Raw genomic sequence first — 13441 nt, 5'->3', positions numbered from 1 at the left:
GTTTTATTTTTTTGGAAGCGCATCGGTGACAGCAAAAGTGACAGCAAACGCAGAGGTATCGATTCGCTCCTGTGCTGGCGCAACGCGCCGTGGAAAGCCGTGAGAATGAGATCAGTGTTGCAGTTGCCCTGCTGCATCCAGCCCTGGTCACAAACCGCATTCTCAGTGCTGATGCGATGTCCACCCCATATGCGTCTATGTCCCCCCAACGTCACACCCAAAAAAGGCCAAAAAGGCGTGTTGCCCAGGGAACTTGACGCATGAAAGGTTGATTGGCCCCCGAGTGATGAATCGGCGCGCCGTCAACGTGGCGCCTCTGTTTGGCGGTACCTCGTGAAACGGCGCCGTCAACGTGGTGCCTATGGAACGAGAGGCACCACCGCGCCCCCTTTGGGGGTTGCAAAAACGTGACGCATACCCGATTGGCTCCCAAAGCAGGGAAGCGAGTGCTGAATATGGTATACTTGCTCGTAACTGATCCATTACTATGCCTCACGCATGTCGCGCGCAAAGCGGGCAGTAGGATGCTTTGTGAAAATAAGAACGATAGTCTTTCTTACTCTGTTCACCTGCGGCTCACTCGCGCTGCTGGTGGGCTCATGGTTGCAGGTTATTCCTTTCACGCTGACGGAAGACCTCGGCTTTATTACTGGCGCTCTCTCAGTCTGGTTAACGGTAGTGGAAAATATCTGGAATTTCCCTATCGGGATTGCCAATGATATCTTTTTCTTCGTCCTCTTCTGGCAAGCTGGACTCTTTGCCGATATGGGCTTGCAGGTACTCTACGTCCTGCTAGGCCTGCAAGGCTGGTATCTCTGGCTACATGGGGGCAAGAATAAGACCTCTTTGCGCGTTTCTAATATCTCCCCGCTCGAACTTCTGGTGTTTGTGCTCATCACGGGGATTGCTACCACCAGCCTGACCTTTTATCTGCAAACACTGCAGGATTCAGCCCCATTCTGGGATGCGCTGACTACTGTGCTCAGTCTTGTGGCACAATATATGTTAAACAAAAAATTTCTGGAGAATTGGTACGGCTGGATTCTGGCTGATCTCATCTATATCCCGCTTTATATCTACGAGCGACTCTATCTGACAGGCGTGGTCTACGTGACTTTTCTGGTCATGTGCCTTTTTGGGATACACGCGTGGCTGCAATCAAGGAGAGCATACGCATGACTACGGGTCTTGTGCTTGGCCGCTTTATTCCACCACACCTCGGCCATCAATATCTGATCGATTTCGCGCAAAACTATGTCGATGACTTATTACTAGTAGTGGGAACACGACCCACTGACGAGATCGACGGGGAACTGCGCGTGGCCTGGATCAAAGAAATGGCCCCCCGGGCGCATGTGATTCGCGTCAATGACGAGAATCCAGAGGAAACAGATCCACGGTACTGGCAGATCTGGGAACAGACACTGCGCGCGGCCCTCCCCTACATTCCTGACTTTATTTTCGCATCCGAAGACTATGGCTGGAAGTTAGCTAAACTCCTGGGTATGGAGTATATTCCAGTCAACCACCCACGCACACTTGTCCCTATCTCAGCAACGCGTCTCCGCTCCAATCCGCTGCAATACTGGCAATACATTCCGCCAGTTGTGCGCCCGCATTATGTCAAACGCGTCTGTATATACGGTCCCGAATCAACCGGCAAATCCACCCTGACCATCGACCTGGCACGCCATTTCCAGACGGTTTTCGTCGAGGAATACGCTCGCGGCCTGCTGGATTTCAAAAACGGCAGGTGTGACGACCTCGAAGACATTGCAAGAATCGCGCATGGGCACCGTGCTTCTACACAAGCACTGGCGCGACAGGCCAATCGCGTGCTCTTCTGTGATACAGATCTGCTCACGACAACTGTCTGGAGTAACGCACTCTTTGGCACCTGCCCCTCCTGGCTCTACGAGGCCGCGGACGCTATGAACTATGATCTCTACCTAGTCACAGATATTGATGTCCCCTGGGTAGACGACAACCAACGTTTTTTCTCGGACCAGAGGCAAGAGTTTCTCGATCGGTGTCTACAGGCACTGGAGCAGCGCAATCGCCCATATATCATGATCAGCGGAAGCTGGGATGCACGGTTCGCGAAAGCTATTCGAGCTGTAGAAGGCCTCCTTCAGGCGTAAGACCATGTAATGGGTGCGGTTCATCTTTTTGTGCCTGCAAAACGATGAACCGCACCCTCACGACAGAAGTGTGCGTCATTGCGAAAGAATTGATCATGTTGGCGCTACTCATATGTGTTCTTCTTCTCATCCTTCTTCTGATAATGGGTCTCTGTGTCGGTTTGTGTTGGTATGTTGCGCACCGGCTGCTCCATCGCACAACCAATGCATCGACCGCTTTCACTATCCCACTCGTGGATGTCAATACGGAGGCAATTACGTTGCAAAGCACAAAGAATATCAGACGGTCAGGGGTGTTTGGTATTCGGGCAAATACGTTATACTATACCCATCATTCACAGAAAGGAGTATGCCTCATGCATACAAAGATTACCCCATTTAGCGAGGCTGATATTGAAGAGGCTTCTGAATTGCTTGCGCGCCGCCACCAGGGCGACCGTGTTCACGAGCCTGCTTTCCCTGAGCGTTTTAGCCGTCCCTCAGAGGCTCGTCTTGAACTTGAACAAACCTGGAAAGCGTCAACTGTCAACGGTATTAGCGCAGGCGGTGTAGTAGCTCGGCAGGACGGAAAAATGGCCGGCTACCTGATTGGTGTGCCGAAGATTAATGAGATGTGGGGCCGCAGCGTCTGGGTTGAATATGCCGGCCATGCTCTTGATCGCTCCTATAGCGCAGAACTCTACCGCGATCTCTACGCAGCTCTCTCCCCGACCTGGGTTGCCCTGGGATGCCTCTACCACGTTACCAATATCCCTGCCTCAGATCAGGCTGCTATCGATGCCTGGTTTAATCTCAGCTTTGGCAAAGAGCATGTCTATGGCCTACGTGAAACGGCGCCAGCCTCCTCGTTTGATGTTCCCACTGATCCTACGCTGGAGATTCGCCGTGCCAGTCCTGCCGACCTGGACATCTCTACGCAGCTGGATGATGTGATCTCATTCCATCAATCTCGCTCACCCGTCTACTCAATAGTCATGTCCTATGATAGAGAAGAGACCCGGCAGGAGGCGCTGGAACAGCTTGAAAATCCAGAATGGAAGATATGGCTCGCCCTGTGCAATGGGCAACTCGTCAGCATTCAGGTCTACTTGCCTGCTCAACCGCCGCGTGGCATCGGCAACATGGTGCTCCCAGAAAAATGCAGCTTCCTGGGCTTTGCCGCGACGCGAGAAGAGGAACAGGGACAGGGTATAGGTCGCATCCTGACAGCCCACGGCCTGGCTGATGACTATGCCACTGGCTACGCTTTCTGCTTCACCGACTGGCGTGCCACCAATCTGCTCTCCTCCCGCATGTGGATGCGCCAGGGATGGCGACCGGTTGCATACCGTCTGACGCGTCGCCTTGATGAACGCGTACTCTGGAGCCACGCCAAAGCCTCTCCAGATCTCTGGCTCGATAAAAGATTTGCCAATTAGTAGAGCATTGCTGATTAGCGTTCTGAAACCACTGGTCGGCAAAGAATCGCGGAACACATCGAGCAACGGCTAAGCAACGTTCGCTAAAGTAGACTGTAAATCAGATCTTTGTGTGAACGAAAATCGGATAATGACGTGGTTGAGCAAAGAATGTAAATATTCGCCGCTCACTGAGCAACGGCCTGCTCTATGGATTCATAGGCCTGCTCGTCATAGGAGTGCTTCACCTCGCTCTCGCATGGATTCAGATGCAGGGGAATCATACCATTTCCTTCCTGGGCTAGTTGAGAGCCGCAGGCAGAACTAAAAGAAGTGTAGAGCTCACGCGGAGAAAACGCGAGTTGTTAGACACCAGATCAACGGTACTCGTGTGAAAGAGATGCAATAGTATTGCAACACCCGAGACCTTCTAGGCTGTACTCAGGTGATTGGTTGAAGTGTCGTTACTCAAGTATCAAGAGAATCGCTTTGCTTCCCTGAGCAATTGCACAGGAAGTAGGGCTACACCGGATACGACGCCATACCGATTGTTGTGTAAAGCCCAACCTGTTCAAAGATGGGCATTTGAGATGATACTACAGGCATAGGATGTCCTTAGCAGACACAGAACTCATTTCCAGAAAAGGAGAAAACTATGCCTGTATCCAAGAAAAATCCTATCATATCAACTTCGGAAGGTTCAACTCGGCAATCCTCATCACCGACGCTGCCAGAGCAGGAAGAGTTTCGTCAACATCTGCGCCACCTGGCCGTAAGCGCGGTCCAAGTCTTGATTGAACAGGCAATGCGTGAAGAGTTAGAGCAGTGTATTGGAGCCTCGTGGGGAGAAGTCACTCCAGAGCGTCGTGGTTATCGCAATGGCTCCTACACCCGCGATTTGGTTACCTCGACTGAACGTATTGAAGACCTGAAGGTCCCCAGAGATCGAGAAGGAGTGTTTCACAGCCAGGTGTTCGAGCATTACAGCCGTTATGAACCAGAGATGGCCGAAGCACTCACCCAGCTGTTTGTCAGTGGCACCAGCACCCATAAAGTCGGAGAGGTTGCTGCTACCTTGATGGGAGTGGGCCCAAGTGCAAGCAGTGTGAGCCGGTTGAACCAGACCTTGACTGAGCAATATGAAACGTGGCGAAAGTGCCCTTTGTTGGCCCATTACCGCATCCTGTACCTCGATGGCATCCATTTCAGCGTGCGGCATGGAACTCAAACCGACTCGACCATCATCTTAACTGCGCTTGGTGTGGCCCTGGAAGGAAACAAAGATGTGCTCGCATTGCGAGCTTGTGCAGAGGAAGACAAAGATGGATGGAGTTGTCTTTTGCAAGATATCCGCACCCGTGGAGCCACGCAGATAGACCTGATTGTGACTGATGGGCATGAGGGTCTTCTCGCTGCTGTCTCTGCTCTCTTTACTGCGACTCCACGACAACGCTGTGTCGTGCATAAACAACGCAATATACTCAATGCCATTCCTCATCGGGAGCACAAGGAGGTTAGTATAGAACTCGCGGGGATCTTCAAACAGGAGAAGAAAGAGGATGCGCTGCTCAATTTGGCCGCCTTCAAAGCCAAATATCGGAAGCGCTATCCCGAAGCCATCCGCAGCCTCTACGAGGAGAAGAACATCTCCTGACGTTTTATACGTTTCCACCAGTGATGCACCGCTATATTCGGCGTACCAACGCCATTGAAAGCTTCTTTAGCAATGTTCGCCAGCGAACCGATCAAATTGATGCCTTCACCACAGAAACCAGTTGTCTGACCATTGTTTGGGCGTTCATGCAGGATATACACTTGCCCAGGATACCTGTCTCGTAAGCGAGGCTTTGGATCGAGGTCCGTGCCAAACAACCAGCCTCCATTGCTGGGCCAGGGAGAGCTTGTTTGGACGCATGATCCTGTGTAACACGAGCACACGTTCAAGAGATTTTTCTGCTCATCCCCAGCCCTTGAGTACGAATAGACCTTATTGCTTGATTTCCCCGTATCCCAACGCTGCCTCATTATATGCCCAGATATCCAGCTCCGGCGACTGAATGCCGAGCTGGGTGAGGGCTGTGCAGATCTGGGTGCGGTGGTCGATGCCGTGATCAACGAACTGGATGACCGTGACCAGGAGCGGCGCCCTGTAGGTGCCCTCGTCCAGGAGCTGGATCACCTGGAGTTGTTCCGGCGTGACCTGCTCGGTGAAGGCGATCATGGCCTCGCTGGAGCGACGGGCGCGCTCGCGCAGTTCGGTGAAGGAGCGCGGGGCTTCCTCATCCTCGCGCAGAGGCGGCGTCGTTGGGAAGCCACCCACCGATCTGGCCGCATAGCCTTCCTCAGCGCCCAGCATATGCTTGAGGGTGACGCGGATGCTGCCATAGGTGCCAGGGAAAACGGCATCGAGCTGGGCATCAGTAAGCTGTTCGCAGGTGTCGAGCAGACGCAGGTTGGCCCAGAGGTTGTATTTGAAGAAGTCAGAAAGTCCGGTTGCCATGAGTATACTTTACCTTCCAGTGTTGAATTACTACTTTCATCTCACAACGACACAATCGCGCATCAGTAGCATGTGAGTGATGGCGATCTACGCGATTTTACATCTGTATTTCCAGCATGAGTAGGATGAAGTTAGTACACCACTGGCGTCATGGTCGGATAATCCCCCTTTGCGATGATGTTATCGGCACTTATTATAGCTTGACAAGAGGCGATTGTCAAAGCTTCAGTGCTGTCCGATCTTTTTGACTATCTTCAAAATCGATGCCCGTTAAGAGGACATCTAACCAGCAAATACCTCCCACACATCTTTCCTCGCTTGTTCCCCACTGATCTTTACACAACAATCGGCATGGCGTCGTAGAATAGATGGAGTCATATTTTGATGGGAGTGTGTCACATGTTTTGTCACAGTTCCTGCCCACCTTTGCAGTATGCGGAAAATAGCCTCTCTCGTCGTATTTGAGCAACGTCGAGAGGCACAATCACGCCTACGCCGGGAAGCACCAGGCTGGGAGCAACTCGTGCTGCTGAGTATCGTGGTAGGGCTCCTACTCGTCTGGAATTATGGGTTGGCACATCATCTCTTCCCCTTGTGGCTCCAGGAGAACATACTCAGTCTTCTGCATGGCTCGCGCCCTCACCTCTCCTCTTCCCAGCAGACCATCCTTGGGATCGGGCTGGTGGGAGGAATCGTCCTCATTGCAGGAATAATGAGAGGCATACGCACATTGGGAGAGCACCTGTTTGGAGGAACACGCTATTACGATATGAAACGCGTGGCCGAGAAAATTGGCAAGAGCGCCTACCAGGCGCACCTGCGTGTCTACCTGATCGAAGAGGCTCCCAGGGCGAATGCCTATCAGACTCAACCACTCATGCATGATCACACCACCAGAGGGAGACTCACATCTTCCTGGCACGTGTGGCAGCGCAAGCGAGCACAGCAACGACGCCATCAACAGATCCATGTCACCCTCTTTGCCGCCTACAGGCACTGCCACACCTCGACAGCCTACTTCACCTCCCACAGGCTCTCGACACGTTCCGCGCAGCGCCTGACCCAGGAAGGTACCTGGTGGCGAGGTCTCCAACAGGGTTCGCTCTTTCTTACCGGAGAGGAAGTGGCGACCCTCTGGCATCTGCCTCCTGGAGACCACTTGAGTGAGGGGGCCAATGTGGAACAACGGCAAGAGCGCTCGCTCCTCGCTCCCTATGTGCTCACTACTGGGAGCGGGTGGCAGCTTGGCACCTCCACCCATGCTGGTAGAAGGGTGCCAGTGCGCTTCCCCCCTCGGAACTCCTCAAGCACAAATTCGTGATCGGGCGAACTGGCAAGGGCAAGAGCACGCTTTTTCATCACCTGGCACTGGCACATCTTGGCGCCTGTCCACAACCGCGTCCTGGCCTCTGCGTCATTGAACCACATGGCGACCTCATCGAGGATCTTCTGGGGGTGCTGCCACCTGAACGAGAAGAGGAAGTCGTCCTCATTGACCTGCACCAACAAGGAAATCCCCCTGGAATTAATCCCCTGGATGCCACCCAGATCACCTCCCTGGAAGAGGCGGACCTCGTTGTCAGGTCATATGCTCACCACCTTCAAAGGCATCTGGAGCACCGCCTGGGGACCACGCGTCGAGAATGTCATACGCTTTTCGCTAAAGACGCTCCTCGAGGCCAACCGGACACTTGTCCAGATGGACCCCCACCGGGGTCCAGAGCAACAATATACCCTCCTCGACCTCACCGTCCTGCTCAACAAGCAGAGTTTTCGTGCACGTGTGCTCGACCTGGTGGAGCCTTGCGGCCGGCGGTGTTTGCGAACGCCGATCATCTCTTTGTCTTTACGTTCGCCGGAGAAGATGCCTACTTGCTGCGACATGAACTATGGCATCTCTTGAGTCCCGAGGACGTGACCAACCTCCCTGATTACACCTGCTACGCTCGCTGGTCACTCAATGGGCAACGGCTCCCGTTCTTCTCCCTCACCCTCGATCTACCCCCGTCTGGGAGTCGTGAGGGGGCAGAGCACCTGCGCGAGCAATGCGCGCTGCACTACGGTCGCCTGGTTAGTGAAGTCGATACTCTACTTGATCAGCTCAATGCGCGTCATGGAGCGCGTCCACGCAAGAAAGAGAGTATGCATGAACACACACAAACATCAGCGCCATCTGAGCCAGCCACACTCATCCAGGAAGCATTTCAACCAGATGCAGCGCCATCATCTTCCTCGTCCCCAGCCACACCTCCGCACTCCTCATCTCAGATGGAAGGAAAAGGGGAAATCTCAACCACGCCAGAGGTATTGACGACCACAGGCCAGGCAGAGCAGACACCGCCCCTGGGTGAGAAACGCGTCCGTATCCGCCGCCCTAAGGCGCAAAGGACTTTGACATTAGCATCTAGTGATGTCAGGCGCTAAATGAAACCACCGTTTGCACGCAGGACCTGTCCAGTGATCCATTCGGCTTCCTCGCTTGCCAGAAACATCACCACTTTGGCGATATCTTCCGGTTCACCAAGACGACCAAAGGCAATCATCCGCTTGAATGTCTCAATCTGAGCTTCTGATTTATCAGCGGAAAACAAGGACGTGTTCACCGGTCCAGGAGCGACCGCATTGATTGTAATCTTTTTGGAGCCAAACTCTTTGGCAAGCTGCCGCGTGATTTGTTCAACGGCGCCTTTGGTGCCTGCGTAGAGACTGTAGGTGGGAATCATTTGCCCAACGATAGAGGTGGAGAAGTTGATAATTCGTCCACCTGTTTGGAGGTACCTGGCCGCCAATTGGCAGGCAAAATAGGTCCCTTTCACATTGATGGCAAACTCCCGATCGAAATCCTGCTCCGTGACCTGTTCAAGAGGCTTGGTCGTCATAATCCCGGCATTATTGACGAGAATATCGAGATGCCCAAAGTGATCAATGGCGGTCTGGAACAACGCTTCCAGGTCAGCAATTTTACTGACATCTGCCTGGACAGCCAGAGCTTGACCGCCGTTTTGCTGAATACGGTGCACGATCTCCTCTGCAAAACGGTTGTTGCGAGCATAATTGATAACAACGTTTGCACCATTGGCCGCTAGTGCTTCCGCAATCGCTTGACCGATTCCGCGCGATGCTCCAGTGACCAGAGCGACTTTATTAACCAGAGAGGTACTCATTTCACTTTCTCCTTCAATATATTTTCATGCTGGCGAAGCGAGGATACCGATCTCAGAAGGCTTTCGATCGGTGCTCTCGGCTTTCTCCATTGCTTAGTGGATCTCTAAACGCTCGATCATGTTCCCACGCAGGGTAAAGTGAAACGAGCCTGGGCCAGAATATCCTCCGTGAGATGTGGCCTCGATCGCCAGAGAAGTGCCATCGGCATTGGTTTCTCGCTGGACGTCAATCCTCATCTGGACCCCAAATGTTTCTCGTTGTGCCCACGCTCGAATCGCTTCTCGGCCATGATAGGTGGCGCCATCGATGAGGGTGGCGTTTCTCGCGAATAACGCCAGGAAATCTTCGAGCCGGCCCTCGTTGATGGCTTCGATGGCTCGACGCACTAGTGGTGAACGCAGATATGCGCTTTGGATCATGGAAACCCTCCTGTTTTGTAGGGACGAGTGGACAAGGTACAATCAGGTATGCGGACCCAGAAGAGTGGTCCCGTGGCGTGGGGTGATACAAGCAACGCAACGGCTCCCTGGCAAGAACCACCGTCTCCGCACAGCACTGGGATCACCTCTTGTTAACCAAACATGCAGCCTACCTTGCGTATTGCTTGTTTGCGGCAAGTAGGATCTTCGATGCGGTCTCCGCCTAGGCAAATCGGAGAGGCGCACACCGTCCCATGCGCGTGAAACTTCTGGTCACCTTCGTCCCTGGATGATGCTCTTCAAGTGGCCAGGCGGGCCGCTTCACTCACGCTTTCTATGTCTCAGATGCGTGCCGGGTTACGCTGGTACGACGTACGGGAAGGTGCTGCTCCGCAGATTCTTGGATACAGACGGCTTCAGCCCTGAGGACACAGCCGTGTTCACCACGAGGGACAGCATCGCTTCGGGTGCGTTGTCGGCCGATGTGCGGCCGTTGCGGGCGGCGAAGCTGTATGTCGCAGGCGTTCCGACCACATAGGACAGAACATCGGGGAACAGTTCCCGGGCCACCGTCTGGCCGTAGCCCTGAGGGTCGTCGGAGGTACCGCTGGCGGCAACGGCGGCGGCGATGAGGTCTCCGATGTACTTGCCGTCGGCGTCGAAGTCCTCAGACGGATGCCGGGTGTTGGCGGGATTGGTGAACTTGGTGTCGTCGGGCCAGAAGATCGGCCACATCATGGGGTGTCCCGCGCGGTTGATCTGCCGCCAGCCGCCAGCGTCCGTGGCAAGTTTCGTAGCGCCCCAGACGCCGATGTGGGCACCGGGCCGCAGTTGCAGGTGCTGATGGGAGACTTCCAGCACGATCGATTCGACGGTGGTGCCAACGAAGTTGTTCTGCGCGTTCTCCGGGTGCCATCCTGACAGGTCGAGTGCGGTCCCGTTTCTCACTGCCGAGTTGACCATACCGAGCAGCGACAGATCGATATAGAACGAGTCGCTGATGCGTCCTGCCCAGAGTCGGATGTCGGACCCGCTGGCCGTCTCGCCGGTCCGGCCCTCAAGTACCAGTTCACCAACTGCGGAGTCCTCGCGCGCCTCGCGACTGGTGAGGGCATGCAGTTGCAGGGTCTGTCGCCCGTCTGCGTCTACTTCGCTGAAGGACACCCGGTATGTCAGGTCTTCGAAGTCGGCTCCGTCGAAGTGCACCTTGAACTCGTAGCGCGCCTCCGGATGGAAGCCCCGCTGGACATTGGGCTCAGTAATGTTGGAGTTGACATCCATGATGAACACTGTGCTGCGGTCGCCGAAAAAAACATACAGGTCGTCGATGTAGAGTTGGCCACTCTGACGTGCGAGTGGAGCATCCAGATGATGAGACATGTTAAGTTCCTCCTTTAAGGATGAGAGTGATGAAACGTTCTCTAAATCACAAGAATATTCTGGAACATGTTCCCTCTCTTTGAGAGAACAACACACCATTGCCAGGAGGCAAACAGATCGATGCAGTTCTACACTCCTGCCTAGGAGCGCAAGAAGGCAAGCAGATCTTCGTTGAACTGGTCCTTGTGGGTGAAGGTCAGACCATGATCGGCGCCCGGATAGATCTTCAAGGTTGCGTTCTTGACCAGCTTTGCAGCCAGGAGAGCCGAGGCGGCAATTGGTACAATTTGATCGTCATCACCGTGAATGATGAGGGTAGGGATCTCAAACTGTTTGATATCCTCAGTCAGGTCGGTCTCAGAAAACGCTTTGATGCAATCGTAGGCGCCTTTGAGGCCAACTTGCATCGACCAGAGCCAGAACGCATCTCTCAGGCCTTGCGAAACCGTGGAATCGGGCCTATTCGCTCCGAAGAAGGGGCTACTGAGATCCTTGTAGAATTGGGAACGGTCGCCCACGACACCAGCGCGAATCCCATCGAAGACCTCAATTGGGGTGCCATTGGGGTTGGACTCGGTCTTGAGCATCAGCGGGGTGATCGCTCCAACCAGGACAGCCCTGGCAACGCAAGAGGTGCCATGTCGACCAATGTAACGAGCCACTTCGCCACCACCTGTTGAGTGGCCGACCAGTGTGACATCTTTCAGATTGAGCGCCTCGATGAGGGAGGCCAGGTCGTCGGCATAGGTGTCCAGGTTGTGGCCATCCCAGGGCTGGCTGGAACGCCCATGGGCGCGTCGATCGTGGGCAATCACACGATAGCCATGGGAGGCCAGAAACAGTAACTGATTGTCCCAGGCATCAGCATTCAGCGGCCAGCCATGACTAAACACCACGACTGGTCCGGTGCCCCAATCCTTGTAAAAAATCTTTGTTCCATCTTTGGTGATAATAATGTTGGAATTCATGGTACGCTTTTCCTTTCTTTGCACTTGAAGATGAGCCCTCTTCTTCGCAGGCAAAATATGAGCGTTATTCGTTGCTCTTCCATAAGTGATGAAGGCGAGAGTCGTCTCGGGTCACTTCCTGACAGCCATTCTCTGATTGCGAATTCGCTTCCGATGGTTCTGCGGCCAAAAACAATCACGCTCATCAGAAAGTTCCTGGATGCAACCTCCTACAATTGGTTTCCCTGCTCTCCAGATACGCCAGCCTCTCGCCTTCTGCCTGGTTATCTGCTATGATAAAGAGCAGAAGAATATCAAGGAGAGGGCCTGGAAGCCCGTGAGAAGTCTCCAGGCCCTCCTAATATCACAGTGGACTCGCATGGAGTACATCTGATAGAACAGAGTATACTGGAAGAGGTCGAGGGAAGCAGTACCCAACAGGTTCCATTTCACGTCCCATGTCTGTTCCCTCCTGCAGTCCGTCGAAAGGAGTCTCCTCATGAGTCGATCCTTCCACGGAGGGCCGGATTATGTCTTCGGCCAGAGGATGCTGGCTATGTGCACCGGCATCGGGCTAACCCAGGAGGGTCTGGCGACGTTATTAGGCATCACGCGCAAAGCCATTGGTCGATGGGAGACCGGTGAAACGTACCCGAAAGCCTCACACCTGCAAGCCCTGCTGGCGTTGGCCCTGCAGCACGGCGTGTTTCCTGCCGGACAGGAGGAAGAGGAGATCCGCGCTTTCTGGCGCGCAGCCCACCAGAAGGTACTCCTCGATGAGAGGTGGCTGCAGGAACTGCTCAGTCGACCGTCCCCCACCCCGACCCAGACCGCGAGCGAACCGTCCTCTGCTGCCGGGCAAGATAGCGCGGTTGCTACTGAGAAGATCGCGCTCTGGACTGTGCCATTTGCCCGCAATCCTCATTTTACCGGACGCGACGAATTGCTCGAGCAGCTCATGCAGCAGCTCACCCCTCCCGCGTCAGATCAGCCGACGACCCTCCATCGCGCGGCCCTGACCCAGGCGCAGGTTATCAAAGGGCTGGGAGGCATCGGTAAGACGCAGACTGCCGTCGAATATGCCTACCGTGCCCGCGAACTGGGACGCTATACCCATACACTCTGGATCGCTGCCGCCAGCGAGGAGACCATCTTGACGAGTTTTGTCACGCTGGCAGCGCAACTGCCCGCCTTTGCCTCAGCCGCCGAAACTGATCAGCGCAAGCTCGTCGCTGCTGTCATTCGTTGGTTGGAGGAGTGCCAGGAACCCTGGCTACTGATTATGGATAATGCTGAGGTAGTGTTGCAAAAAATTAAAGCTCAGCAAATCGAGGCACACATGAACAAATTTCACGAGGGTAAGATGCAAAACATTCACCTTTTCTCTGCGGCAATAATTCTTGTACCGTAATTACTTGCTCCATTTTCTCAGCTCAAAATTTTTTGCAACACTACCAAAAAAGGAACGAGTGCGCTAGATGAAGGAAGCACC

Annotated in this window: 11 protein-coding genes and 1 pseudogene; 7 read left to right on the top strand and 5 right to left on the bottom strand. The window is 54.1% G+C overall.

The window, feature by feature from the left end; translation table 11 throughout:
- The first annotated feature begins 531 nt into the window (after positions 1-531).
- The 4 genes and pseudogenes from pnuC to JMJ04_RS30095 all read left to right on the top strand — a co-directional run bounded on the left by pnuC (position 532) and on the right by JMJ04_RS30095 (position 5377).
- A complete protein-coding gene (pnuC, locus tag JMJ04_RS30110) occupies positions 532-1179 on the top strand; it encodes a nicotinamide riboside transporter PnuC (RefSeq protein ID WP_201374060.1) in 648 nt (215 codons plus the stop codon).
- Positions 1176-2141 (top strand): AAA family ATPase, encoded by a 966-nt coding sequence (locus JMJ04_RS30105; protein ID WP_201374059.1) that lies wholly within the window; start codon positions 1176-1178, stop codon positions 2139-2141. Before pnuC ends, JMJ04_RS30105 begins: the two co-directional genes overlap by 4 nt.
- 356 nt (positions 2142-2497) lie before the next feature.
- Positions 2498-3559 carry a GNAT family protein gene (locus JMJ04_RS30100; RefSeq protein ID WP_201374058.1) on the top strand — a complete coding sequence of 354 codons (1062 nt, stop codon included), beginning with the start codon at positions 2498-2500 and terminating at the stop codon, positions 3557-3559.
- 634 nt (positions 3560-4193) lie between these two features.
- Positions 4194-5377, top strand: a pseudogene (locus tag JMJ04_RS30095) (IS256 family transposase).
- Between the two features lie 148 nt (positions 5378-5525).
- On the opposite strand, the gene JMJ04_RS30090 reads toward JMJ04_RS30095, so the two are convergent.
- Positions 5526-6038 carry a DinB family protein gene (locus JMJ04_RS30090; protein ID WP_201374057.1) on the bottom strand — a complete coding sequence of 171 codons (513 nt, stop codon included), beginning with the start codon at positions 6036-6038 and terminating at the stop codon, positions 5526-5528.
- Positions 6039-6471: 433 nt separating this feature from the next.
- Here JMJ04_RS30090 and JMJ04_RS47095 point away from each other — a divergent pair, with 433 nt between their 5' ends.
- Both JMJ04_RS47095 and JMJ04_RS47090 read left to right on the top strand, forming a co-directional pair.
- On the top strand, positions 6472-7359 hold the full coding sequence (locus tag JMJ04_RS47095) for a hypothetical protein (RefSeq protein ID WP_236038515.1): 888 nt from the start codon (positions 6472-6474) through the stop codon (positions 7357-7359).
- On the top strand, positions 7356-8462 hold the full coding sequence (locus tag JMJ04_RS47090; RefSeq protein WP_236038514.1) for a type IV secretory system conjugative DNA transfer family protein: 1107 nt from the start codon (positions 7356-7358) through the stop codon (positions 8460-8462). The genes JMJ04_RS47095 and JMJ04_RS47090 overlap by 4 nt, the downstream gene beginning before the upstream one ends.
- On the opposite strand, the gene JMJ04_RS30080 is transcribed toward JMJ04_RS47090, so the two are convergent.
- From JMJ04_RS30080 to JMJ04_RS30065, 4 genes are all read right to left on the bottom strand, one after another.
- Entirely contained in the window at positions 8459-9202 is a 744-nt protein-coding gene (locus tag JMJ04_RS30080; protein ID WP_201374056.1) for an SDR family oxidoreductase, read from the bottom strand. The genes JMJ04_RS47090 and JMJ04_RS30080 overlap by 4 nt on opposite strands.
- 93 nt (positions 9203-9295) lie before the next feature.
- A complete protein-coding gene (locus tag JMJ04_RS30075; RefSeq protein WP_201374055.1) occupies positions 9296-9622 on the bottom strand; it encodes a nuclear transport factor 2 family protein in 327 nt (108 codons plus the stop codon).
- Between the two features lie 357 nt (positions 9623-9979).
- Positions 9980-11002, bottom strand: a complete 1023-nt coding sequence (locus JMJ04_RS30070; RefSeq protein ID WP_201374054.1) for a DUF4331 family protein — start codon at positions 11000-11002, stop codon at positions 9980-9982.
- Between the two features lie 140 nt (positions 11003-11142).
- Positions 11143-11970 (bottom strand): alpha/beta fold hydrolase, encoded by an 828-nt coding sequence (locus JMJ04_RS30065; RefSeq protein WP_201374053.1) that lies wholly within the window; start codon positions 11968-11970, stop codon positions 11143-11145.
- A gap of 478 nt (positions 11971-12448) precedes the next feature.
- Here JMJ04_RS30065 and JMJ04_RS30060 point away from each other — a divergent pair, with 478 nt between their 5' ends.
- Positions 12449-13360 (top strand): helix-turn-helix transcriptional regulator, encoded by a 912-nt coding sequence (locus JMJ04_RS30060; RefSeq protein ID WP_201374052.1) that lies wholly within the window; start codon positions 12449-12451, stop codon positions 13358-13360.
- Positions 13361-13441 lie beyond the last annotated feature (81 nt).

Origin of the sequence: Ktedonobacter robiniae (genome assembly GCF_016587375.1) — a bacterium.
Lineage (GTDB): Bacteria > Chloroflexota > Ktedonobacteria > Ktedonobacterales > Ktedonobacteraceae > Ktedonobacter > Ktedonobacter robiniae.
The sequence above is the reverse complement of the archived record's forward strand: the minus strand, read 5'-3'. Positions and strand labels throughout refer to the sequence as shown.

Excerpts from the sequence above, each read along its gene's own strand:
- JMJ04_RS30105 (WP_201374059.1), top strand. The coding sequence starts at position 1,176 with ATGACTACGGGTCTTGTGCTTGGCCGCTTTATTCCACCACACCTCGGC.
- JMJ04_RS30100 (WP_201374058.1), top strand. The coding sequence starts at position 2,498 with ATGCATACAAAGATTACCCCATTTAGCGAGGCTGATATTGAAGAGGCT.
- JMJ04_RS30090 (WP_201374057.1), bottom strand. The coding sequence starts at position 6,038 with ATGGCAACCGGACTTTCTGACTTCTTCAAATACAACCTCTGGGCCAAC.
- JMJ04_RS47095 (WP_236038515.1), top strand. The coding sequence starts at position 6,472 with ATGCGGAAAATAGCCTCTCTCGTCGTATTTGAGCAACGTCGAGAGGCA.
- JMJ04_RS30080 (WP_201374056.1), bottom strand. The coding sequence starts at position 9,202 with ATGAGTACCTCTCTGGTTAATAAAGTCGCTCTGGTCACTGGAGCATCG.
- JMJ04_RS30075 (WP_201374055.1), bottom strand. The coding sequence starts at position 9,622 with ATGATCCAAAGCGCATATCTGCGTTCACCACTAGTGCGTCGAGCCATC.
- JMJ04_RS30070 (WP_201374054.1), bottom strand. The coding sequence starts at position 11,002 with ATGTCTCATCATCTGGATGCTCCACTCGCACGTCAGAGTGGCCAACTC.
- JMJ04_RS30065 (WP_201374053.1), bottom strand. The coding sequence starts at position 11,970 with ATGAATTCCAACATTATTATCACCAAAGATGGAACAAAGATTTTTTAC.
- JMJ04_RS30060 (WP_201374052.1), top strand. The coding sequence starts at position 12,449 with ATGAGTCGATCCTTCCACGGAGGGCCGGATTATGTCTTCGGCCAGAGG.